The sequence below is a fragment of the Paenibacillus sp. 22594 genome, assembly GCF_052044425.1.
In the GTDB taxonomy this organism is placed as follows: Bacteria; Bacillota; Bacilli; order Paenibacillales; family Paenibacillaceae; genus Paenibacillus_AQ.
The window spans coordinates 92,802-114,991 of sequence record NZ_JBQENA010000007.1; the positions used below are offsets into that span (position 1 = coordinate 92,802).

The following is a 22,190-nucleotide window of genomic DNA, read 5'->3' on the forward strand; positions in this document are numbered from 1 at the left end:
CCTTTATTAACTGGATATTATAACCTGATTATCCGCTTTGCGCAAACGTTTGTACAGAGAAGATTTATTAGATCGGACGAGCGGGGGGCTGAATTCTATCCGGCTGTATATCCGGTTCTGTCATTCTATGTTCAGCGCTACCATGGTAAGAATATCCCGATTCGGCAAATAAGGAATACGGCGCTCCCGGCCAGGGGTAAAGCCTCCATTCTTATGGCGTATACCGTTGTCTTGGACAATCAGCGCGGGTCCCGCTCCCGCATCGGTCAGATCGTATCCGGTTCCCAGCACCCAATGATAATCATAGGCATACCTCCCCCTCCAGCGGAGGCTGAACCACTTGTCAAACTTCACGGCCACCGGCCGCCCGGCGTCAATCTCAGCCCTATACCTCCGCATGTCATTAAAAACAGATACTGAAACCGGCCGGTGCCTGCGTTCTGCACGCGGGAGAGCAGCACCAATATAAGCCTGAAGGCCTTTGGCCAAACTGCGCGCACTCATCCCCAACGGAGTTCCCCCGTGATGGCTGTATATATAATTGATATGCGCCGCTTTGGAATCAAAATGACCCGAACCCGGAATACACCCATAACCTCTCCTTGTATGCCAATATTCGATTAAAGCGGCCATGGTCGCCGGCCCGCAGGCAGAGCCTGGAGATGCTACGCCCGGCTCCCATTGTGTATAAGGTTCCACTTCCAGCCGATATTCAGACCTTTCCTCGATCATAGAGATATCTTTTCCTTCCGTTCCCTGAGTATCCGTTCAATATCTGAGGCGAGCCGCCTTATTCTCTTCCCACTCCTCATCGGTAATGATGGGAAGGGTGAAGTAGAAAGTCGAACCTTCACCCTCTGCGCTCTCCACTCCAATCGCTCCGCCCATAAGCTCGACAAGCCGTTTGCAGATCGCAAGTCCCAGGCCTGTACCCCCATATTTGCGGTTAATCGACGGATGCAATTGGGAGAACGATTGAAACAGCAGCGGCTGCTTCGCGGTTGGAATGCCGATTCCCGTATCCCGTACACTGAACTTCAGGTTCAGCTTCTTGGCGTTCGGGCAATATTCCGTTTCGACAGCAATAGAGACCTGCCCTTCTTCGGTAAACTTGACCGCATTGCTCACCAAATTCACGAGCACCTGGCGCAGACGGTCCGCGTCGCCCATGATCAGCTCTGGAACATCTTCCGCGATCCGGCTGGATAGCCGGACATTCTTTTCTCTGGCTTTAGGTGAAAACAGCTCGGTAACCATCTCCATGACAGACTCCACACTGACCGGTTCATGAACAAGTGTCATTTTCCCGGCCTCGATTTTACTGAAATCAAGAATTTCATTGAGAATATACAGCAGGGAAGCGCTGCTCTGGCTGATGATCTCCGCATAACCGCGTTGTTCCTCATTAAGCTCCGTCTCCGCCAGAAGATCTGTCATCCCCATAATTCCATTCATTGGGGTCCGCAGCTCGTGGCTCATCACCGCAAGAAACTCGGATTTGGCCTGATCCGCCTTCTCGGCCGACTCCTTGGCACGGATAATTTCCTGCTCATCGGTAATGTCCCGGAATACGACAACCGCCCCTTTGCGTTCTCCCTTATCGAACAGCGGTGTTGCCTGATACTCCGCAAGAAAGCTGGAGCCGTCCTTGCGCCACAGTACCGCGTCCATACTCCGCTGGGACTCTCCTGTCCGGATGACCCGCATCAGGGGAGAATCCTCAGACCGGTAATGAACCCCATCCGGCGCCGTTTGCCGGATATAACCCAGATAAGAACGACCCATAATTTCGTTATGCTCAAACCCCAGCATCCGCTCTCCCGCCGGATTGATGAAGGTGACTCTCCCCTCGGTATCCAGACCGAATATACCTTCAGACACCGCATTCAGAATCAGCGTGTATTCATTACTGAGCTTCTCAATCTGCTCGGTATACCGTATACGCTCGGTGATATCACGGGAAATCCCAAATACACCTACTACCTGTCTGTCGACAATAATCGGGATGTTAATGGTATTGATTTCGATAAGATGCCCATCTTTATGGATCAGTGTCAGATCATAGCTCTGGGGCTCTCCCTGGCTGGCCAGTGTGAAATGATGCAAGGTCTTCGCGATATCCTTCTCATGCACAATAGGTCCAAAATACATTCCAATCAATTCATCCAGACTATAACCTGTCAGTACCTCCAGATTGGCATTCGCCGTCAGATAATCCCCGTGCAGATTCATGGAATAGACCGCGGATGGATTATACTCAAAGAGAGACTTGTAGCGTTGCTCACTCTCCTGAAGCATGGATTCAAAACGCTTGCGCTCGGTGATATCACGGCTGACTGATATAATCTCCAGGATCTGGCCGTGGTCATCATAAATATACCGGCTGTTCGTCTCAAACCAGGCGTAGCTTCCATCCTTGCGGCGGTACCGGAAGGTTACTACAGGAATGGACCCGGAGTGCTCGCTTTCGGCCAGCATCTTCTTCAACCGCAGCAGGTCATCGGGATGAAGGTAATCCAAGGCACTTGTCCCTACCATCTCCTCGGGCTCGTAGCCCAGCAGGGACCGGCTGGCAGAAGAGCAATAGAGAAAGACGGTACCTGCTACCGATTGACGCGAAATCATATCGATGGAGTTCTCTGACATCAGCCGGTAATTCCGTTCGCTCTCTCTAAGCTGCTGTTCCATCTGCCGCCGCTCGGTAATATCCTGCATCATGCCGATCAGCTGCACAGGCCTGCCGTCGGGACCGCGCATAACATCCCACTGAATGTGTACTGCAAGCACTGTGGCATCGGATAGAACCAGACGGAAGGAGGTTTCGCCGGATTCCCCTTTTTCCACAGCCTGTTCGACTCCCTTAGTCAGAATTACCATGTCCTCAGGATACACCAGAGACAAGAAGGTCTTATAATTCACGTTCTTCCCCGTACTAAAGTGGAGCATCCGCTGCAGCTCTTCTGAGAACGTCAGTCTTTCTTTGGACAAATCCCAAACCCAGGAGCCTATTTTGGCAACCCGCTGGGCAGTGGCCAAGGCTTCTTCGTTCAGCTTGCGGCTGTTCACATTACGGCCAACGCCCATGATCCGTACCACTTCACCGTTTTCATCACGGATGATATGAAAAGAAGATTCGAACCACAGATAATGCCCCTCTTTATGGCGCAGCCGGCGGGCATTGATTTTATTCTCCATGAGTCCCTCGGACTGGTTATTCATTCCTTCAGTATCATCAGGATGGTAGAACTCCAGCCGGTTCTTACCAATTAATTCCTCTGGGGCAAAACCGATTTGCAGCAGCGAGGAAGGAGAAATGAAACTCAGCGTTCCATCAGGCAGGGTGAAGGAAATCATCGTTTGCTCATCTTTTATAAATAAATCATACAAATCACGGCTGTCCACGGTCAGCTGATCGGCAATTTTGCGGTCGGTAATATCCTGGGCGTACACGATAACATGCCGGTAAGCCAGTCCCTCCACAGCCTTGACGAATGTAAGCAGAAGCCATACTGTACGTCCCGAACGGGCTTGGAATCTCTTCTCCTTGACCAGAGAGCCCGCCGCAGAAGAGTCCAGTTCATTTATAAGATGGTTGTGCAATTGCCGGGCTTCCTCCCGCGAAGCAGAAGTATTGTACAGCAAACCTTCAGCCAGGAACTCCTGTTCACTGCAGCCAAGAAGTTGACAGAAAGCAGGATTAACTTTTATCCACTTGGCCTCTTCTGAAGACAGTACCCCCATCCCCATCGGAGACATCAGGAATGCTTGATCCAGAAGTCCCCTGTTATCGTCGTTATCCAAATCAATCAGGCCTCCCTCATCACGAGCCACTGCTTGTGCAGACTCACTGTTGTCTATTACCCAAGTATACGATAAGAGAATTAAGGAAAGAAATGAGCCGCCCCTTTTTTCAAACGAGAACAAAATAAATTGTAAATATTGACGGATATAGGAGGTTCATCTATAGTTGAAGTTAATAATTTATTCGTGACCTGTTACCGGAAGCACCCGTAATGAAGGCTTATTAGCCTTTGCTGCGGGTGCTTTTTTTTGTTGGGTACAGGCTGACGAATGACCACATAGGAGGAGAAAAAATGACTACTCTTAAACATGCTGTCCTGGCCCTTCTGTCGCTGCTGCTTCTATCACTGCCCCTTGCAGGTCTGGCGGCAGCTTCCGGAACGGAGCTAACCCCTTCGATTCAGGCCGCCTTCGATTTAACTGCCGCGGTTGCCGATTCTTCATCAAGAAGCAAGCTGAAGAGCCAGTACAGCGAATTGTCTGCATTGTCGGCGCAATATGACAGCAGAGAGGAACAAATCCGCAAGCTTCATGAAGACAACACACAGTCACTCATAGTCGTGAAGGAGCAAATCAAGAATATCGACCAGGCTACTGTAACCCGGCTTACTGCTATGGTTGTCAGCACCAAGAGCCGCTACCAGCCGCTTTTTGACCAGTACAGTGCGCTGAACACCCGCATCTCCCTGCTCAGGGGTCTCAAGGACAAGTCCTTAAATTCTATACTGCGTGCCCAGTCCGATGCTATGAAAATCCTTGTCCAGATGGCACGCCAGGACATCCGCGACCAAGAGGCACAGCTCAAAGCCGCCAAGGATATCCGGACTAAGAAAATAGCTGCGGTACGCAAGACCCTGGCCGGGATTGAAAGTCCGCAGACGTCCATCAAGACCCAGAAAAGTGTTGCCGCTTCACTGAACAAACGCCTGACTGCAGATTGGAGCGACTTCAAATCTGCCATCCGCAAGAAGAACCCGGCCCTGACTTGCGACTCCTTGACGTCTTTACTCTCCGGTCACCGGCAGATCGCAGCCAGCAAGCAAAAGATTATCGAGCTGGAACAAAGGGTTGCCGCTGTAATTACAGCCGCCTCCAAGCAGATTACATCCTGAGCCCCACAAATGTGTCTTCCGCCTGCTTATCGGCATATGTTAGGTAAGAGGCACAGCTATGGGGTGAAGGAGGCTTACATCTATGCATATCTGTATGATCGCGCCGGAACAGTTTCCGGTGCCGGGAGATGGCTCTGTGGAAATCTGTATCTGGGCAATTGCCAGAGAACTGGCCCGGCGGCATACAGTGACAATCGTGAGCCGGAAGACTCCGGGACTTCCCGAAGCCGATGAACTGGAGCAGGTACGCATGATCCGTCTGGTTTCAGGTACACCTGCACGTTATCTTGCTTCGGTACTGGACTACCTTGAAGGAGAGCATTTCGATGTGATACAGGTCGACAACCGACCCCGGCTGATGGCCGCGGTTAAGCGCCGGCATCCCCGCACACCGGTACTCCTGTTCCTCCACTCCTTGACCTTTGTTCCGGCGGAAACCCGGATTGCCCGCAGCCTGGCCAGGGCTGATCTTATCGCGGTCAACAGCCGTTCGCTGCAGCAGAGACTGTCCCGGCGGTTTCACAGTCTGGGCGGAAACATCCGGGTGGTACCACTAGGTGCTGACTTGACCCGGTTCTTCCCCGCAGAGCAAACGGAAAAGCAGCAGGTGCGCAGGATCTTTCGCCTGGGTCCTATGTTCACCGTACTATTCGTCGGACGGATTATCCCCCGTAAAGGAGTGCCCATATTAATTAGAGCCATGCGACTGCTCAATAGACGTCTGCCGGCACAGTTAATTATCGCCGGCCAAGGCAAGCCGCGATATATCCGGCAGCTTAAGGCCATGTCCCGGCGCCTGGGAGTTCGGGTCACCTTTATCGGCAAGATCGCCCATGAAGATATTCATGGTCTGTATCAGGCCGCCGATGTCTTCGTCTGCCCGTCCCAGCAGCATGAATCCTTCGGGCTGGTCAACGTGGAGGCAATGGCCTCAGCACTGCCGGTCATCGCCTCGAACAACGGCGGTATCCGGGAGATCATCGTATCCGGTCATAACGGATATTTAGTGGACCGTTACCGTGAAGCAGCTCCATTCGCCAAATACCTGCTGCAGATAGGCAGCCAGCCGCAGTTGGCAACCAGAATCGGACTCCAGGGGCGGAGTGACGCGCTGCGGCATTTCGGATGGCAGCATACGGCGGCAGCAATGGAGGATCTGTACCGTGTTGTTTTGCCATATTAGGAGAATTCATGGAAGCCGCCAGTCCCCTGGCTATGCGACAATGTGTAACACAGAATTTGTGATCATATTCGCAGGATACAGCTGCAGTTAATATTATACTCAGATTGTAAGCGTTGCCATTATACGAATGTATCACTTATAAGGCTACCTAGACATTGGCAACCCCCTACAACACACTATTCGCTGTAGAAAGGGTGCATCGTTATGTTAATGATCAAGGCTATAGTACGACCCGAGAAGGCGGATGCAGTTATGGCTGAACTGCTGCTTGCCGGTTTCCCCTCCATCAGCAAGATGGATCTGCTCGGCCGCGGCAAACAAAAAGGAATTCAGGTCGGCACCAATCATTATAATCAAATCTCCAAGAAGCTGCTGATGATCGTCATCCAGGATGATGAGAAGGAAGATGTTATCAGCATTATTATGAGAACGGCAAGAACCGGTGAACACGGCTCCTTCGGTGACGGTAAAATATTCGTGTTGCCTGTGCAGGAAGCCTACACGATCAGCAACGGTAAGAACCAGTTATAGGCTACTTGTCCAAATATGCTAAGCACCTGCGAAAAAGGCAGCAACGCGCATCCCGGTTCAGAATCTGATTCAGGGGATACCGCTTGCTGCCTTTTTGTATACGAATGCTCTCCGGTTCAAAACATCTGGATAACGGTCAGGACCAGCCCCACTACAAAGCCGCACACCGCGCCATTGACCCGAATCCATTGCAGATCCTTACCAACCTTATCCTCCAGCATATCTACCAGACTGGCGTCATCCATCTGATCCAGGTTCTCTTTGACCAGAAGCCCCAGCCGGTAGTGATTGGCTTCTACGAAGTTGATTAGCGAAGCACGAATTCGCTCCTCCCAGCCCTGAATCCATTCCTGCTCCTTACTGACACGGCGGGCCAGCATGGCATACAGTCCAAACAGCTTGCGCCCTCCCGCAGATTTTTCTTCTTCCAGCAGTGCAACCGCCTTGCTGCGGAATCCTTCAAGCTGCTCCTGCAGGAACGCCGCAGTGGCTTCACTCTGCAGTTCATTCAGGCCCCAATCCTTAATCGCAGCGATCCGCGCCTCGTCATTCACCAGTTGAAAAATAGCAACACGGATTTCCTGGATGATCTGGTCCCGGTAGGGACTGTCCTCATCACGGAAATCACGGATACCGGATTGCACCATACCCTGCAGCATTTCTCCCAGCATCTCGGCATCCACAAATCCGACGAAAGCCTGAAAAGCCATTCCCTTGAGTCCGCCCAGCTTCACTTCAGCCAATTTCTCGCTGGCGATCTTGCCCAGCATCGCCCGTGTCTCAGGACGGGCCGTCCAGCCGGAGATTCCATCGAGTGCATAATCCAGTGCTGCGACGTCCTTACCGTCATTCATGAGCTTGGTGATAATGGTATCCGCTGCCGTTCCAAGCTTGGCTTCACGGATATAGCTGGCGGCAGCTGACTGAATATAAGGCACAGCCTGAATGACCGGAAGCTTCTGTACGAAGCTGCTGATCTGCTCCAGCATTTCAATTCTCGCTTTTTTCCGGGCGAACAGCCGGGTTAGAAGAGTGCTGCCAAGCGACACTATACGGATCTTGCGAAGTTTGTTCTCGATACTTGCCTTGTTCAGCAGCTCATTCTCCATCGCAGAGATCAACGATTGAATAATTTTGTCCCGATTCTTCAGCAGAAGTGAAGTATGAGGAATCGGCAGTCCAAGCGGATGGCGGAACAGCGCAGTGACGGCGAACCAGTCAGCAATCCCCCCAACCAGTCCGGCCTCAAAGCCGCCCCTCAGCAGGATAACGGCCAAATTTTCCGGCAAAAAGAGTGTAATCAAAAAACCGCAGGCCATAACAGCCAGCGAAATAGTAGCTAAATTTCTGGATTTCATTCGCAGTTCCCCCTTGCTTAATGAATAGATGCTATCTGTAGGTCCGCCTTATATTGTACCACGGCAGAACTCTTTTCGAAAAATCCTCCATTACTCTGCAAGTGAAATACTGGGCTTGGGACAGCAATTGCGGCCGACCGATCTGTAATGCGCTGGATGAACGGGATTCCTAAAAGGATGATGAGGGATATGCGCGGGTAATTCCAGGGGAAATGGACTGGCTGCTGAAGACGATGAGCCCTAAGCCATTTCAAAAGCTTCTGTGACCTATGTATAGAGCATTATTACTGCAGGATGTAAACTTCTATTGATATTCGGGATGGCCGGCTACCCAATTGCCATGGAGAACGCCGCACCGATTCTAAAAGAAACGGACGACTTTGTGCCGGGGAATCATACGGAGAATGGTGTAGCTGAGGGTCTGTGGCATCTTTTATAGAAAAGTGAAGGGCAGTAAATGCCTAGCGTTTGCCTGCTCCAAATCTAGCCAAGCAGTATATTGCGCCTATGTTCAACGCGAGCAAGATTAAAAGGATCAGGTGCTGCGACGTAGTCATTGCCGTAAGCATTGGAATAAACACATTTTCCCTCCTCGTTCAAAAGATTAATAAACAGATCAACAAACTGTTTTTTGGGAGCTGTATTGATTAAGCAAACGGTCCAAAGCAACAGATTGTTCGATAACTTTGGGATGTGTCAAGAAACCATACTTTTTCAGCGCCTGATACAGCTGCTCCCTGGCGCTTTCTACATGAAGCAACACCAAATTCTCATTGTTCTGCATAGTTCCACCTCCTTCATGTAATATTTTAGTACAAGCTGTCAAAAAGCGGAATATCAGCCGAGTGAAAATGTTGGATCGCGGCAAAAGAAAAGAACCGGGGATATCCGGTTCTTTTACAGTATATTCCCTCTTATAAACCCGTTCCAAAAAAGGGGGGATCAGCCCCCCAGACCATGGGTCATCGTCTGAATCATTGTCTGTGTCTGAGCCGAGGAATCACTCAATGCTGTCAGTGGTGTAGAGATGATGAATAAGATACTAGCCAATACTAAACCTATAGCCATCTTTTTCTTCATTGATCCGTTGCACCTCACCTATTAAATTTACATACTCATTCTTTTGTTGCTGTACTGCTACGGAGCGGTATTTTTCGAATAATCCCACACACTTTACTATATATGAATCACTTCTAATTTTAATAGATGATTCCAAACTTCCTAATAGGAAATAAAAGCCATTTCCCCATTTTTCCTTCCCTAAATTATACACTGCTAGTTCTATGAGAAATTGGATATATCTATCGCCGTTCAACTGTTGATTAAACTTACCTAAACGGCTACTCTGTTCCCTAAATGATAAATGACTATCAAACCTTAGGAGAATATCATCAACATTTATGTTATAGCGGTTAGCGGCCTGCATGATCTTAAAAAGCGCTGGAAAGATTTCATTTTCCCGTTTTTCTACATAATTGATGTATTCTGGAATAATTTCTATATTACCGGCCATTATGTGATAAAGATATGAATTAGCAGTTGCCCATTCTTTAAATTGTTCTATAACCTTTTCTTCATCCTTACTTACCGGAAGCTCCACCCAACACATATCTGAATATAAGGAAACAAAATGTAAAGCCCTGATAGGATCTCCGGTTTCATCACAAGCCGCTGCCCTTAACAAATAAGCGTATAACTTATAGTATATAAGTGGTCGATCCGGCTGCTTTTGTATTTTATTCTTCTTCCTATATTTATACTGAGCATCCGACTTCAGCCCCAATCGCTCACCCAGCTCATCCACCTTGTCCCAACGATGCAGTGAGGCAAATACATCCGCCAAATGCTTAAGGGCATCAAGTTGATCCGCTTCATCCAACCGCTCCACATAAGAATCGAACTGATTAGCAATCCGTAAATTCGTATCCTGATTATCACAGAGACCTATTCTAAACAGCCGGTACTGGCACAGCGCCAACCGCTCGGAATGCTGGTACTTCTCACTTTCCGCCACACATTCATACAGCAGCGCCGCAGCTTCAGATCGCCCCTCGGCATTAAGCTCCTCCGCTGCATCAAACAGCACCGGCAGGTATGACAGGTTATCCGAAACAATCCGAATCACACGCTGAATTGAATCCAGCTTGCCGAGTTCCGCACAGCGCTGCAGCAATGGCCCCACACGCCTCCAGTTGAAAGAACCGTCAACGATGTAATTATCTATGTATAAATCATAATAAAATCCTTCGGCATGCCCCATGGCTCTGGTAATCCGGTCAAGCTGCTGCATGGCAATGGGACGGCGTCCGTGGAGCATATTGCTGAGTGTTCCGGAATGAATGCCTGAATGTTCGGCAAATTGTGATATAGACAAGCCCTCTTTCCCCATATAATCTTCCATCTCCGCTAATATCGTGGGTGCAGGCTCCATCTTACGACCACCTTTCACACTAAAACCCATTAAATAGAATAATATTCCTTTTATTATTATACAAAATATAACAGCGGTCAATATTATATACGAAGGTTAATATGTTAATATGTACGGTAGATTACCGGAAAGTGAAAATAACATAAACATAAGGGGGAATCACAAGTTGAATATGTATCCTGGGATTGCCCAGTTATATCATAACCGCCTGCTGCAGACGGAGCTGGAATGCGAGGCATTTGATCTGGCGCTGGAAGGCCTGGCTGGAGATACAGAGGATGCAGTGATTCAGCAAATCTTCCGTGTCTTCGATGATGATACCGAGCAGGAGGAGATTATGTTCGGACTTGTCCATTTCGTGGAGAGCTACCAGATGGAGATGTACCTCACGCAGTTGCTGGAGTCCCTGCCGGACATGCTGGAGAATGCGCGCAACTGGGCCATTGTGCTGAACCAAAGAATTCTGGACGACGACATCAGCCGCAGGGAATACGCCGATATCGCCGCCGGAATGAGCCCAAGAATCAAGAAATCGCTGGCGTTCCTGCTGGAGGAAATCAAAGAGGACAACCCGCGGCCATATGAGCGCAAGGTGAATGCCGTTCTTGGACAATTGCAATGAAACACCACGGACTGGCAGACAAGATCAGCGGAGCTTGAACGTTCGGACGATTCCGGGGATATCGTCATTTACCATCCGGGACAGGATACGGATCGGTCTGCCGAATCTTGCGTAATCATAGTCATCGCCTTTGGCATTCAGAAACTCGTTGGGAAGCTCTTCGGGAACTGTGTAGGCGTAGATTAGTCCTTTGCGCACAGCCAATCTGACTATCGGGGATTCATCGTAGCCCTTGGCCCGCCACTGCTTCAGAGTCATCCGGAACACCAGCAATGTGAGCGCCGATTCGTAGACTTTCCCTTTATATTTAAAAAGGAAATCCAGTGCGTATTCTGCATCATCCAGCCGCCGGGTTCTGCTTCTGACCACTGTGTAGCATTTCCAGCTGCGGGGGAGCCTGATGCTGAAGCCATACTTCGGGCTCTGGTAGAGCAATGTTTTTGGAGGGCCTACCAGAAGGCCCGGGTGTTTCCTTTTCACTGCCGGCTTTCTTATCCGGGAGACAGGCTTCATCACAATCACACCTTTGAAGTAATGGATTTCGTAGCACAGCATACGTATACTAGTCAGAATATTCACAGCACCCAAGGAGTGACACCTGTAACAGATTTATTTACCTCAGAACCGTTCTAATTCGTCGATTGCAGGGACAACATTGCAGATCTGATGGTATAGTATAGATCGGCTAAAATTTAATTTATCCCGCAATGATATAAACGAAGGTGAATCCAATGAACAAGCTTTTATTTCACAATATACCGCTGGGAGCTACCGGTGAACGCATTCCGCAGGCGAACATCGCCTCTGCCCGGACAAGCCGCGAAATCGTGAAGCCCGGAGACCCCGATGGTGCTTACTTCCGCAGGCTGGAGGAGGGCGGAATTCTGCTCAACTCTCCGCAGATCGCTGCGGTGCGGCATCACCAGGGCCCGCTGCTGACCCTGGCCGGTGCAGGCTCCGGCAAAACCTCGGTGCTGATCTGCAGAACCGGGTATTTGCTGTCCGTCCGGGGAATCTCCCCGAGTCAACTCCTGCTGCTGACCTTCTCCAATAAGGCGGCGGCGGAAATGCGCGACCGGATCGCCTTGCTGCCCGGCGTCAGCGAGAGCGACGCCGCCCGCCTTCAGGCCCGCACGTTTCATTCTTTTTTCCTTTATTTCCTGCGCCGTCAGGGCCTTCAGCAGGAAATTTTCAATGAGACGCGCCGCCAGCATATTCTGCTGAAGCAGATCATGCGCGAGCTGGGGCTGCCGAAGGATGCCTATCCCCCGGAAACCCTGCTCGCTCTGCTCTCCACCTGCAAGATGAACCTGGGCGAGCCTGGCGATCTTCCGGAAACGTCAACTGCCGAGCAGGAAATGAAGGCGGTTCTGATGCTCTATGAGCAGTGGAAGACCGATAATTCAAAAATCGACTTTGATGATGTGCTGCTGATCGCCTACCGGATGCTAAGGGAGAAGCCGGCGCTTTTGCTGGAGCTGCAGATGAGGTTTCTGTATGTAATGGTTGATGAGTTCCAGGATACGAATGCGCTGCAATATGAGCTTGTCAAAATGATCGCCCACCCGCAGCATAATCTGATGGTGGTCGGTGACGATGACCAGACGATCTATTCCTTCAACGGAGCGCGCAGCGAGTTCATTCTTGAATTCGAGAAGCTATATCCGGGTGCCAGGGTCATCACACTCGATATTAATTACCGCTCCGGCCCCGCGATTGTCGGCCTTGGCAACGGAATTATCCGCCACAATAGACGGCGGAGATCCAAAACGCTGCAAGCGGCTAAGGGCAGCGGACGCCAGCCCCGGTACCTGCGCCCACAGACAGCGGACGAGGAAGCCGAGCAAATCGTGGATCACATCCTGAGTGAGGTGGCTGGCGGGACTAGAGCATACAGCGATTTCGCCCTGCTCTACCGTGCTTCCAGCAGCAACCGGGCTTTGCTGGAGCTGTTGCTGCTGCGTGATGTTCCCTATATTGACTACGGTGAAGGCCAGCTGCTCTACGAGCATTGGCTGATCTCTCCGGTACTCGATCATCTGCGGTTGTCGCTGAACCGGCGAAACTTCGCTGCGATGGAGAATATCCTGCCGACTCTGTACATGAACCGGGAAAAAGGCATGAACCATATCCGCCGGATGGAAGCGGCTCAGCCCAAGCAGGGGCCGCTGATTCACCTGATGTCCCTGCCGGGGATGGAGGATTTCAAGGGCGCAAAGCTGAAGGAACGGCTGGAGCTGATCCGCGGCCTGGTTCAGTTGACTCCCGTCCAGGCAATCCGCCAGATCCGCACTACCTTCTATGACTACTTCATCGAAGCCAATGAGCGGCATCAAGCCACTCTCCACCGGGAGATGCTAAAAGAAATGCTCGATGAGCTGGAAGCCTCAGCGGAACGGTTCGACAGCCTCCCGGTATTCCTGGAGTTCATCGATCATGTGACTGAACGCAATGAGCAGAGCCGCTTACCCGGCCTCAAAGAGCAGGGGAACCGGGTTGCGCTGATGACGATTCATAAGTCGAAAGGGCTGGAGTTCCCGGTAGTCTTCCTGATCGGGGCATCCGAAGGCATTCTCCCTCATAGCTCCGCGCTGGAGGGCGAGCGGCTGAAGGACCGGAAAACTGCAAAAACAGCACCGGGCAGCAAAAGCAGCACGGTTGTTGTTGGCAATGCAGCAGGCCTCGACGCACTTGAAGAGGAACGGAGACTGGCTTATGTGGCCGTGACCCGGGCCCGCGAGGAGCTGTTCATCAGTTCGCCGGCGCGGCACCGGGGCAAGAAGGCGGAGGTCTCCAGATTTATGCTGTCCGCCTTCCGCTCTGCCATATCTGCTGCCCCGGCCACTCCAGCCACCGCAGCTTCCGTAAGCAGAACCCCGGCAGCAGTAAGGCCTTCCTCCGGCCGCTCTCACGGAGGAAGAACACATATGGTTCCCGTCTGGAATTGCACCGGCAGCAGCTGTCCGGGCTGGACACGGATGAAGGCAAGCGGCGCCGAGGATCACCTGTCCTCCAAGCCCTGCCCGCTCTGCAGCTCCCCGATGGAGAAGAGCAGCCGGGAAGTCCCTGTGTAACGGGGATGTGCTCTAAGAACGTCCCGGACCCAAAACGCCAGCAGTGCCTATATCAGGCGCTGCTGGCGTTTTTGTACACCGCAAACCACAAAAACCCCTTCTAACAGACGTAGCCGGATTCATGAAATCATGAGTTCCCTGCACGTTCTGCCCGAAGGGGCTGTTTGGTTCATCTTGTATTTAAGCCGGAGTTGCCGCCGGTTCTTCCGCTTCTTCTTCATGTACGGTTTTGATCTGGATCATCACTGTACTTGGATCCGTCAGCACTTCAACGCCATCCTGGAAGATCAGATCGGACACAAGCAGCTGGTCGCCGATGGCAAGACCGCTGATATCCACTTCCATCGAGGTTGGCAAATCGCCTGGCATGCAGCGGACTTCAACTTCATATATTTCGACCTGCAGTGAACCGCCTGCCTTGATGCCGGCTGCTTCTCCCGCAAAATGAATGGTAACTTTGCTGTCCATGCTGATATTCATATTAACATGCTGAAAATCAATATGCAGGACCTTGCCTGACATGGAATCCTTTTGGATATCCTGTACAACTACAGGAACAGATGTATTGTCAGACAGCTTACCCTGTAGAATAGCGCGAGGATTCGTTCTCAGCACATCCATCAGCTCTTTTTCATTGACTTCGAGGCTTAGAGTATCTTTATTAATTCCGTACAGTACAGCCGGGATACGCCCCTGTTTTCTGGCGATATTCAGGTTGGACTTAGTTTCAGCCGTACGATTGCTCAGTAGAATAAATTTACTCATTTCTTATTTCCCGCTCTCTTCGACCATAAATTCTTGTCATTACAAGTATATCATGACCATAGAATCTAGTCAAACCAACCTCTTTTCTACTGCTCATACTCCAAAAAGGGGTCCGGGATCTCAATCTGATAGGCTTCAGCATCGCTAACCCCCACGGACAGCACCGCCCGCCCATTCTCTCCACGCACCAGCCCGCCGCTGAAAATGACATCCTGCAGATCCGGACGTTTGCCTGGACCAATGGGAAAATCGCTTCTGGTAGCAATGATTTTGACGGGTGTCGTTTCAAACGTTTCGGGATTGAGGGAGAAGACCATGGAATAATAATGTTTTTGTCCCAGGCGGTCGAAGCAGGCAATATGCCCAAGCACGCCCACATGGCCGTTTTTCAATAATTGCGCTTCGTTCGCTCCGCCCCATTCCTCCGGCACAAACTGATCCTGAAACACCTCTGCTTCTACGAAGGTCTGCTCATTCAGATCCTCCAGTGAATCGATGATGGTGAACCCGATCTGTCCTCTTCCGCCTTTGGCTCCTTGCGGCCGTGTGAATACGCCTATTCTGCCATCCTGAAGCTCGATCAGCCGGATATCCTTCATCGTTCCCGGACCCGAGGAGAAGTGGCGCATGGAGTCAATGCGATAACCCCGGTAGAACTGGGTCACCCACGAGACGATCCGGTCCGGATCTTCCGCTGCGGTAATGACCTCCACCCCTCCGACAATGAGCTCCCCTTTTATTAACGTTACACACGGGTCCTGCAGGTTGTAGGTATGCGTATGTGCCCGGGGAATCCAGACCCCCTGCCGGAGTGTAAAAAAGAAGACTTGAGAGAACTCGCTGTCCCGTTCCTCAACTCTTCCCAAGATTACTGCTTCCCCATCGTGCTCGAAAGGGGCGGTTATGTTGTATACATCACGTTTGCCTACACCGGAGAAGACCAGCTTCTCCACGTGCACTGTTCGAAGATTGGCAAAGAAGGTATCCAGCAGTTCGTTACAGGTTGCCGTCTTAACCGGGCTCCTTGTCATTGCCTTCCTCCTTATAATCGTTAGCTCTATCTATTGCCCAATCGTTCTCATCCGATTCCATACGGATCAGCTCACCCGGCTGAATATTAAAGTAGGTGCACAGCTTGAGCAGCAGATCACGGGGATACTGCACCATCTCGTCTTTGTACATCCGCCGGACGGAATCGAAATGGTAGTTGATATCCTTGGCAAGCTTACGGATGGATAATTTGGGGTCATGGCGTTCCATAACCTCGCTTAACTTACTGCGTATGACTGGCATTCATACACCTCCAACAACACTATATCTGGAGTTCAGAAGGTAGTCAATAAATTGACAAGAAAAAATGGTCATGTTATAGTATGGGAAGGAAATAAATTGCAAATCCAAAATTTTATACCACTTTTCCGTCCAGAAAATAAAGTCCACTTTATTTTCTTTTTTTATACCTTTTTTATACCAAATTACAGATTAATAGGGAGGCTCCTCATTATGAAACACACCAGCAGCAGCCGTAACATCGTCTTTTTGTCCACCAGCCTGCCTAGAGAATGCGGAATTGCTACATTCACTCAAGATCTATTGGATCAGTTCTCGAAGCTCCAGGGCTGGAACAAACCGAAGATTATCGCAATGAACAACAACGAAACCTACCGTTACAATGACCAGGTGATGAGGGAAATCAACCAAAACACACTGTCCGATTATATAGATGCCGCCGAAGCTATCAATCAGTCCAACACCGATCTGCTGGTCATTCAGCATGAATTCGGGATCTATGGCGGAGAGAGCGGCGAATACCTGCTCAAATTTATCGAGAAGCTTCATGTGCCCTACGTGGCCATTTTCCATACTGTATTAACGAATCCAACCCCCAAGCAGCACGAGATTATTACCCGGATTGCCGAGCTGAGCGTCAAGGTAGTCACGATGGCCCAGTCTACGGTACAGGACTTAATCTCCGTCTATCATATCGACGCGGCCAAAATAGCCTTTATCCATCACGGAGTGCCTTTTGTAGAAACAGCCTCCAGAGCCGACCTTAAAGTGCAGTACAATTTCGGTGACCGTAAGATTCTCTCTACCTTTGGCTTTCTGAGTCCCGGCAAGGGCATTGAATATGCCATCGAGGCCATGAGCGGTGTGGTCAAGCAGCATCCGGATGCACTCTATATCATCTGGGGCAAAACCCATCCGGTAGTCAAGCTTGAAATCGGCGAGGTATACCGGGAAAAACTGACAAACCTCGTGCATGAACTGGGCCTGACCAATAATGTGCTATTCGTCGACAAGCTGCTGACACAGGAGGAAGTGATCCAGTCGCTGGTGATGTCGGATATCTATATGACCCCTTATCTCGGCAAGGAGCAGGCAGTCAGCGGAACACTCGCTTATGGTATCGGCTATGGCCGGGTGATTGTCTCTACTCCTTACCGGTATGCAAAGGAGATGCTTGCCGGAGGACGCGGCCTGCTGGCTGATTTCCGGGATTCCGCTTCCTTGGAAACCTGCATTCTGGAGCTGCTGGATGATCCGGCCAAGGTAAAAGAGATGGAGAGCCGCACCCTTGAGCTTGGAAGAACCATGATGTGGAGTGAGGTTGCGAAGACGTATGCTGCCATCTTTCAGGACATCATTGCCCACTCCAAGCAGGCAGACCGGAGTGTGATTTGATGCAGACATCTGCGGCTGTAAAGTTCAAAACTGACTATCTGCGCAGAATAACCGATGATACGGGTATTTTCCAGCACACTAAATTCGGCGTTCCTGACCGCTCCAAGGGCTACACCACCGATGACAACGCCCGGGCCTTGATTGCAGCCGTACTCATGTACGAGCAAAGCCCGGATTCCGCAACATTGGACCTGATTCACACGTACCTGTCTTTTGTCCATCACGCGCAAAATGAGCAGGGCAACTTCCGCAATTTCATGGATTACAACCGTTCCTTTATGGAAGATAGCGGCTCGGAGGATTGCCAGGGACGCACCCTGTGGGCACTGGGCTTCATGCTCTCCTATTCCTCCATTCTGCCGGATAATCTGCTGAATACCTGCCGGTATCTCATTAATCAATCCCTGCCGCATATTGAGAAACTGGGTTCTCCCCGGGCTGTAGCCTACGCCGTCATTGGTCTCAGCGATCTTATTCATACACCCGGTGCATTAACCTATTCCTTCCCTTATCCGCGCACCTCTGAGAATACAGCGGAAGAAGCAGCCTTTCTGCCTAAGAATGTTATTACTGAACTTATCGAAAATATTGCCGTCCGGCTGCATAATCAATACATCCTCACTAAGGGTGAGGGCTGGAACTGGTTCGAGGACAGCCTCACCTACGGCAATTCCATGCTGCCCTGGGCGCTGCTGAGAGCCTTCCGCATTTCCGGTAATCCCGACCTTAAAGCGACAGCCAAAGAAAGCCTGGATTTCCTGGCTTCACGCACCTTCGCACCGGAAGGTTATTACAAGCCCATTGGCAGCCATGGCTGGCTGCTGCGCGGCGGCAATCCTGCGGAGTATGACGAGCAGCCGATTGAGGCCTGCGAAATGCTGATGGCCTGCCGCGAAGCCGCAGCAGTGCTCAAGGACCCGGCCTATACGAAGCAGGCGGACCTTTGTTACGCCTGGTACACGGGGCATAATTCCCTGAAGCTCCCTCTCGTGGATTCCCAGACAGGGGCCTGCTACGACGGCATCCACAGCACGGGACTAAATCTGAATCAGGGCTCGGAGAGCATTATTTCCTTCTCCATTGCCCATCTGGTGACCCATCATGGATAAATTCGCCACGATTCTTGCCGGCGGCGGCGGTACCCGCTTCTGGCCGTTGTCCAGACAAGAGATCCCTAAGCAGCTGCTCAATATAAGCGGAAACGATATCATGCTGAACGATACGATAGAACGGTTCAAGGGCATTATCCCCCAGGAAAACACCGTCATCGTAACGAACCGCACACAGGCAGTGCTGCTGGAGAGCATTATGCACAGCAGCGTACTGAAGAGCAATATTCTGATAGAGCCTGTGGCGCGCAACACTTCAGCCAGTATTCTATTCGCTGCCTTCTCCATTATGCATATGAACCAGGAAGACTCGCTGATGGTTGTCCTGCCTTCAGATCATTATATAACCGATGAACCGCAGTTCCGGCTGACGCTGGATGAAGCCTGCACCGTCGCCATGGAGAGCGATCGAATCGTCACTATCGGCATCAAGCCCACCTTCCCCTCCACCGGCTACGGCTATATTGCGTATGATAAAGAACCTATCGCCGTAAATCCGGTAGCGGTGTATGATGTGGCGGAATTCGTAGAGAAACCGAACTTCCAGAAAGCTCAGGGCTATCTGGCCTCCGGCAATTATCTGTGGAACAGCGGGATTTTTATCTGGAAGACTTCAGTGATTATTGATAACTTCAAACGTTATCTGCCGCGGCTCTACAACACGATGCTGCCCATCAGCGAAGCGCTCGGTACGGAGCAGGAGGCGGAGACGATCAGCCGGATCTATCCGCTGCTGCAGAATATCTCGATTGATTACGGCATTCTGGAGCGTTCCGACGAGGTGGTTGTTCTCTCCGGCCAATTCGGCTGGAATGACATCGGCAGCTGGGATGCGCTAGGCGCCATCTTTCCTCCCGATGATGCCGGTAATATCATCAAAGCTAATCATATCGGTATCGACACCCACAACTCGATCATCTATGGCAACGGACGGCTGATTACCACCATCGGTGTGGACGGGTTCATCATTGCCGACACCGGCGATGCGGTCCTGATCTGCCCCAAGGACAAGGCCCAATCCGTCAAGGATATCGTGGATCTGCTCAAAGAGAAGGGCATGCTCGAATATATCTAAGCAGGTTTGGTAAAAGAAAAAGGGACTGTAGCTATTTCAGCTACGGTCTCTTTTTGGATTGCAGAAAAGCCCTTTTTCCTAGCTATCCAGCTCTGCTGAAAGGGGATTTACGGATTTTTACAATAAAATCTGCTACGGCTAATATGTTTCTCGGGAATGTTATTCTATCTATTCTGTCAAAACCTTCACGCCTTGCTCCAGAAAGGGTTTTAAACTAGTCTTAAGCAGAGCAAGAACTTTCCCCTGTCCAGCTTACTTCAAGGCAAATGTTTTTGTGAATAATTTTTTAGGCATTGCAACATATTCGCTTCCTCAAATGTATATAGGGCAGAACCACGGAAACGGTGGTAAATTTTGAGCCAAATAAGAGAGGGAGTTATAACAATGAAAAAAATGATAGCTGTTGTACTTAGCGGTATGATGTTGATGTCCTTTACGGCGTGTTCCACTAATGGGTCTGCAAAAAACAATTCTCAAGCGCCGAAAAGTACGCAAGTCATCGGGGCAAAGAATGTCCAGATTCCTAATCCTTTTCAAAAATTTGATAGCATTGCAGAAGCAGAGGCGTTTGCCGGGGTTACTATGACACTGCCCTCCCAAGTGCCCGCAGGCTACACCCAGAAGCTGATCGAGGCGATTAAAAATGACATGATCCAGATTACTTATCAATCTGGCGATGAGCAGTTAGTGATCCGTAAAGCAAAGGGCAGTAAGGATATTAGCGGAGATCATAACAAATATAGCGAAAATCTTTCGTTAACGGTTGGCGACAAGAAAGTCGTAACCAAAGGGGATGACGGTAAAATCCGCGTTGCTACATGGATTGACGGGGGATATACCTATTCGATCTCATCTACAAGTGACGAGGCTGTCCTCGATGCTGCTGCCGTAAGCGCAATGGTTGATACGATTCGTTAATTAAACCAGAGGATGTAAGGGGATGGCGGGACTGTAGCCGCAGGACCGCCATAGCCTAATTCAGGAAGGTGATCGGATGATTAGTATATGCAGGAAGCGGAATCTGATTTGGGAATGGTTCCTTCTCTTAAGGATGGAGCTTTGTTCCCCGTTGTACTCCTTGTTTTCTGCGGCAGCCGGGGACAGCCGTAACAAGGTAATTCCCATGCAGGAGCATTTACGGTCAGCACAGATAAATGACCAAGCCCAGAAATTAATGTCTCTCTATGGGAAAAGTGTCTTGCGTCTTGCCTATTCTTATCTGCACAACATGAGTGATGCAGAGGATGTCTTGCAGGATGCATTGATACAATATATAAAAGCTCAACCTCATTTTGAATCCCCCGAGCATGAAAAGGCATGGTTTCTAAGGGTTGCCATGAATATTAGTAAAAACAAGATCAATTATAATAAGGTCCGTAAAACCGATGATCTCAATGAAGACCTGGTAGCAAGCGCCGCAGAGGATCTGGCTTTTTTGTGGGAGGCTGTCAAGCAGCTTCCCATGAAATATCGTGAGGTCGTACACCTTTATTATCATGAGGGCTATTCTACGGCTCAAATCGCATCTTTATTAACAGCCAGAGAGTCAACGGTACGTTCATGTCTGCTGCGGGCAAGAGCCAAGCTTAAGGTTGTACTGAAGGAGGGGTACGATTTTGAAGAATAAGTATAATGAAGTGATGGAGAGGATAGAAGTTACCCCAGAGATACAAGAGCGCATTCTAGACCGTCTTCAAAAGCTGGATTGGGAACAGGAACCAAACAAAACAAGATTCTCTTTTTCAACTTACAGAAGGTACATCGCCATAGCAGCATGTTTCATGTTTTTGTTGGCGGGTTCATTAATAATCCACCACGCTACCCAAACACCAAGCGACCCTCCGGTTATGGTGAAACCCAACATCGTTGAATTCAATTCAGTTCAAAACTTGTCCAAGGCTGTAGGATTCACCATGCGGAAACCCGAACATTTACCATTTATCGTTGATAGCGTACAGTATACGGCTTACTGGAATGAGCTTGGGCAAGTCACCTACACGGGAGAAGCCAATAGCGTTGTGTTCAGAATGTCATCCGGCAACGAGGAAGTAAGTGGAGATTACGCAGAATACACCAGTATTAAGGACTTAACCATTAATGGAAATGTCGTGACTATGAAAGGAACCGATCATCAATACGTACTTGCGCTTTGGCAGAGCGACGGCTTCTCCTATTCCGTGCAATTTACTAAGCCTGTATCCGAACAGGAATTGAAAAATACTGTTGAGAGCGTGCGGTGATTGCATAAAGCACAAATGATAACATGTGAATAGAAATATGCAGAAGGGTTTGAAATTCGGCATATAACCAAGCCCTTCCTCCGCTATTCCGGGTGGTGGGCTTTTATCCATACTGAAGCTTCGACAAACACATGGCATACCCGTTATAGAATGTTCATCCTTTTATACGGGCATTACATGGGTTAGATGTGTTATTGGTTGAAT

The 22,190-nt window shown here is 50.1% G+C and carries 21 protein-coding genes; 12 read left to right on the forward strand and 9 right to left on the reverse strand.

The window, feature by feature from the left end; translation table 11 throughout:
- Positions 1-120: 120 nt before the first annotated feature.
- Together ACTJKB_RS21570 and ACTJKB_RS21575 are read right to left on the reverse strand one after the other, a co-directional pair.
- A complete protein-coding gene (locus ACTJKB_RS21570; protein ID WP_440836428.1) occupies positions 121-732 on the reverse strand; it encodes a C39 family peptidase in 612 nt (203 codons plus the stop codon).
- Positions 733-768: 36 nt separating this feature from the next.
- Positions 769-3,801: a PAS domain S-box protein gene (locus ACTJKB_RS21575; RefSeq protein WP_440836429.1), complete on the reverse strand. Its 3,033-nt coding sequence runs from the start codon at positions 3,799-3,801 to the stop codon at positions 769-771.
- 293 nt (positions 3,802-4,094) lie between these two features.
- Here ACTJKB_RS21575 and ACTJKB_RS21580 point away from each other — a divergent pair, with 293 nt between their 5' ends.
- From ACTJKB_RS21580 to ACTJKB_RS21590, 3 genes are all read left to right on the forward strand, one after another.
- Positions 4,095-4,913 carry a hypothetical protein gene (locus ACTJKB_RS21580; RefSeq protein WP_440836430.1) on the forward strand — a complete coding sequence of 273 codons (819 nt, stop codon included), beginning with the start codon at positions 4,095-4,097 and terminating at the stop codon, positions 4,911-4,913.
- An 82-nt stretch (positions 4,914-4,995) separates the two neighbouring features.
- On the forward strand, positions 4,996-6,096 hold the full coding sequence (locus ACTJKB_RS21585) for a glycosyltransferase family 4 protein (protein WP_440836431.1): 1,101 nt from the start codon (positions 4,996-4,998) through the stop codon (positions 6,094-6,096).
- A gap of 204 nt (positions 6,097-6,300) precedes the next feature.
- Positions 6,301-6,627: a P-II family nitrogen regulator gene (locus tag ACTJKB_RS21590; RefSeq protein WP_440836432.1), complete on the forward strand. Its 327-nt coding sequence runs from the start codon at positions 6,301-6,303 to the stop codon at positions 6,625-6,627.
- Between the two features lie 116 nt (positions 6,628-6,743).
- Here the strand turns inward: ACTJKB_RS21590 and ACTJKB_RS21595 are convergent, their stop codons facing one another.
- Positions 6,744-7,985, reverse strand: coding sequence for a DUF445 domain-containing protein (locus ACTJKB_RS21595; RefSeq protein ID WP_440836433.1), 1,242 nt, complete (start codon positions 7,983-7,985; stop codon positions 6,744-6,746).
- Between the two features lie 307 nt (positions 7,986-8,292).
- Between ACTJKB_RS21595 and ACTJKB_RS21600 the strand changes: the two genes are divergently transcribed.
- The gene (locus ACTJKB_RS21600) at positions 8,293-8,424 is read left to right on the forward strand and encodes an HAD hydrolase family protein (protein ID WP_440836434.1); all 132 of its coding nucleotides are present in this window, start codon (positions 8,293-8,295) and stop codon (positions 8,422-8,424) included.
- Positions 8,425-8,601: 177 nt separating this feature from the next.
- Here ACTJKB_RS21600 and ACTJKB_RS21605 read toward each other — a convergent pair whose 3' ends face one another.
- Both ACTJKB_RS21605 and ACTJKB_RS21610 read right to left on the reverse strand, forming a co-directional pair.
- Positions 8,602-8,769: a Spo0E family sporulation regulatory protein-aspartic acid phosphatase gene (locus tag ACTJKB_RS21605; RefSeq protein WP_440836435.1), complete on the reverse strand. Its 168-nt coding sequence runs from the start codon at positions 8,767-8,769 to the stop codon at positions 8,602-8,604.
- A 258-nt stretch (positions 8,770-9,027) separates the two neighbouring features.
- Complete coding sequence (locus ACTJKB_RS21610; protein ID WP_440836436.1) at positions 9,028-10,416, reverse strand: transcriptional regulator; 1,389 nt, start codon at positions 10,414-10,416, stop codon at positions 9,028-9,030.
- 172 nt (positions 10,417-10,588) lie between these two features.
- On the opposite strand from ACTJKB_RS21610, the gene ACTJKB_RS21615 reads away from it, so the two are divergent.
- Positions 10,589-11,038: an Imm30 family immunity protein gene (locus ACTJKB_RS21615; protein ID WP_440836663.1), complete on the forward strand. Its 450-nt coding sequence runs from the start codon at positions 10,589-10,591 to the stop codon at positions 11,036-11,038.
- A gap of 24 nt (positions 11,039-11,062) precedes the next feature.
- Here the strand turns inward: ACTJKB_RS21615 and ACTJKB_RS21620 are convergent, their stop codons facing one another.
- The gene (locus ACTJKB_RS21620) at positions 11,063-11,617 is read right to left on the reverse strand and encodes a hypothetical protein (RefSeq protein ID WP_440836664.1); all 555 of its coding nucleotides are present in this window, start codon (positions 11,615-11,617) and stop codon (positions 11,063-11,065) included.
- 152 nt (positions 11,618-11,769) lie between these two features.
- Here ACTJKB_RS21620 and ACTJKB_RS21625 point away from each other — a divergent pair, with 152 nt between their 5' ends.
- Positions 11,770-14,112, forward strand: coding sequence for a UvrD-helicase domain-containing protein (locus ACTJKB_RS21625; protein ID WP_440836437.1), 2,343 nt, complete (start codon positions 11,770-11,772; stop codon positions 14,110-14,112).
- Positions 14,113-14,292: 180 nt separating this feature from the next.
- On the opposite strand, the gene ACTJKB_RS21630 is transcribed toward ACTJKB_RS21625, so the two are convergent.
- The 3 genes from ACTJKB_RS21630 to ACTJKB_RS21640 form a co-directional block, all read right to left on the reverse strand.
- Positions 14,293-14,877 carry a 50S ribosomal protein L25 gene (locus ACTJKB_RS21630; protein WP_440836438.1) on the reverse strand — a complete coding sequence of 195 codons (585 nt, stop codon included), beginning with the start codon at positions 14,875-14,877 and terminating at the stop codon, positions 14,293-14,295.
- Positions 14,878-14,963: 86 nt separating this feature from the next.
- Positions 14,964-15,908 (reverse strand): DUF1861 family protein, encoded by a 945-nt coding sequence (locus tag ACTJKB_RS21635; protein WP_440836439.1) that lies wholly within the window; start codon positions 15,906-15,908, stop codon positions 14,964-14,966.
- The gene (locus tag ACTJKB_RS21640; protein WP_440836440.1) at positions 15,889-16,170 is read right to left on the reverse strand and encodes a helix-turn-helix domain-containing protein; all 282 of its coding nucleotides are present in this window, start codon (positions 16,168-16,170) and stop codon (positions 15,889-15,891) included. Before ACTJKB_RS21640 ends, ACTJKB_RS21635 begins: the two co-directional genes overlap by 20 nt.
- A gap of 210 nt (positions 16,171-16,380) precedes the next feature.
- On the opposite strand from ACTJKB_RS21640, the gene ACTJKB_RS21645 reads away from it, so the two are divergent.
- The 6 genes from ACTJKB_RS21645 to ACTJKB_RS21670 all read left to right on the forward strand — a co-directional run bounded on the left by ACTJKB_RS21645 (position 16,381) and on the right by ACTJKB_RS21670 (position 21,986).
- Positions 16,381-17,562: a glycosyltransferase family 4 protein gene (locus ACTJKB_RS21645; RefSeq protein ID WP_440836441.1), complete on the forward strand. Its 1,182-nt coding sequence runs from the start codon at positions 16,381-16,383 to the stop codon at positions 17,560-17,562.
- Entirely contained in the window at positions 17,562-18,671 is a 1,110-nt protein-coding gene (locus ACTJKB_RS21650; protein WP_440836442.1) for a glycosyltransferase, read from the forward strand. The genes ACTJKB_RS21645 and ACTJKB_RS21650 overlap by 1 nt, the downstream gene beginning before the upstream one ends.
- Entirely contained in the window at positions 18,664-19,746 is a 1,083-nt protein-coding gene (locus ACTJKB_RS21655) for a mannose-1-phosphate guanylyltransferase (RefSeq protein WP_440836443.1), read from the forward strand. Before ACTJKB_RS21650 ends, ACTJKB_RS21655 begins: the two co-directional genes overlap by 8 nt.
- Positions 19,747-20,130: 384 nt before the next feature.
- A complete protein-coding gene (locus ACTJKB_RS21660) occupies positions 20,131-20,664 on the forward strand; it encodes a hypothetical protein (protein WP_440836444.1) in 534 nt (177 codons plus the stop codon).
- A 256-nt stretch (positions 20,665-20,920) separates the two neighbouring features.
- Positions 20,921-21,373 carry an RNA polymerase sigma factor gene (locus tag ACTJKB_RS21665; RefSeq protein WP_143191740.1) on the forward strand — a complete coding sequence of 151 codons (453 nt, stop codon included), beginning with the start codon at positions 20,921-20,923 and terminating at the stop codon, positions 21,371-21,373.
- Complete coding sequence (locus ACTJKB_RS21670) at positions 21,363-21,986, forward strand: hypothetical protein (RefSeq protein ID WP_440836445.1); 624 nt, start codon at positions 21,363-21,365, stop codon at positions 21,984-21,986. Before ACTJKB_RS21665 ends, ACTJKB_RS21670 begins: the two co-directional genes overlap by 11 nt.
- Positions 21,987-22,190: the final 204 nt, after the last annotated feature.

What these genes read in the sequence shown, in the direction of transcription:
- ACTJKB_RS21570 (WP_440836428.1), bottom strand. Translation starts at nt 732, where the DNA reads ATGATCGAGGAAAGGTCTGAATATCGGCTGGAAGTGGAACCTTATACA.
- ACTJKB_RS21580 (WP_440836430.1), top strand. Translation starts at nt 4,095, where the DNA reads ATGACTACTCTTAAACATGCTGTCCTGGCCCTTCTGTCGCTGCTGCTT.
- ACTJKB_RS21585 (WP_440836431.1), top strand. Translation starts at nt 4,996, where the DNA reads ATGCATATCTGTATGATCGCGCCGGAACAGTTTCCGGTGCCGGGAGAT.
- ACTJKB_RS21590 (WP_440836432.1), top strand. Translation starts at nt 6,301, where the DNA reads ATGTTAATGATCAAGGCTATAGTACGACCCGAGAAGGCGGATGCAGTT.
- ACTJKB_RS21595 (WP_440836433.1), bottom strand. Translation starts at nt 7,985, where the DNA reads ATGAAATCCAGAAATTTAGCTACTATTTCGCTGGCTGTTATGGCCTGC.
- ACTJKB_RS21605 (WP_440836435.1), bottom strand. Translation starts at nt 8,769, where the DNA reads ATGCAGAACAATGAGAATTTGGTGTTGCTTCATGTAGAAAGCGCCAGG.
- ACTJKB_RS21610 (WP_440836436.1), bottom strand. Translation starts at nt 10,416, where the DNA reads ATGGAGCCTGCACCCACGATATTAGCGGAGATGGAAGATTATATGGGG.
- ACTJKB_RS21615 (WP_440836663.1), top strand. Translation starts at nt 10,589, where the DNA reads ATGTATCCTGGGATTGCCCAGTTATATCATAACCGCCTGCTGCAGACG.
- ACTJKB_RS21625 (WP_440836437.1), top strand. Translation starts at nt 11,770, where the DNA reads ATGAACAAGCTTTTATTTCACAATATACCGCTGGGAGCTACCGGTGAA.
- ACTJKB_RS21630 (WP_440836438.1), bottom strand. Translation starts at nt 14,877, where the DNA reads ATGAGTAAATTTATTCTACTGAGCAATCGTACGGCTGAAACTAAGTCC.
- ACTJKB_RS21635 (WP_440836439.1), bottom strand. Translation starts at nt 15,908, where the DNA reads ATGACAAGGAGCCCGGTTAAGACGGCAACCTGTAACGAACTGCTGGAT.
- ACTJKB_RS21640 (WP_440836440.1), bottom strand. Translation starts at nt 16,170, where the DNA reads ATGCCAGTCATACGCAGTAAGTTAAGCGAGGTTATGGAACGCCATGAC.
- ACTJKB_RS21645 (WP_440836441.1), top strand. Translation starts at nt 16,381, where the DNA reads ATGAAACACACCAGCAGCAGCCGTAACATCGTCTTTTTGTCCACCAGC.
- ACTJKB_RS21650 (WP_440836442.1), top strand. Translation starts at nt 17,562, where the DNA reads ATGCAGACATCTGCGGCTGTAAAGTTCAAAACTGACTATCTGCGCAGA.
- ACTJKB_RS21655 (WP_440836443.1), top strand. Translation starts at nt 18,664, where the DNA reads ATGGATAAATTCGCCACGATTCTTGCCGGCGGCGGCGGTACCCGCTTC.
- ACTJKB_RS21660 (WP_440836444.1), top strand. Translation starts at nt 20,131, where the DNA reads ATGAAAAAAATGATAGCTGTTGTACTTAGCGGTATGATGTTGATGTCC.
- ACTJKB_RS21665 (WP_143191740.1), top strand. Translation starts at nt 20,921, where the DNA reads ATGTCTCTCTATGGGAAAAGTGTCTTGCGTCTTGCCTATTCTTATCTG.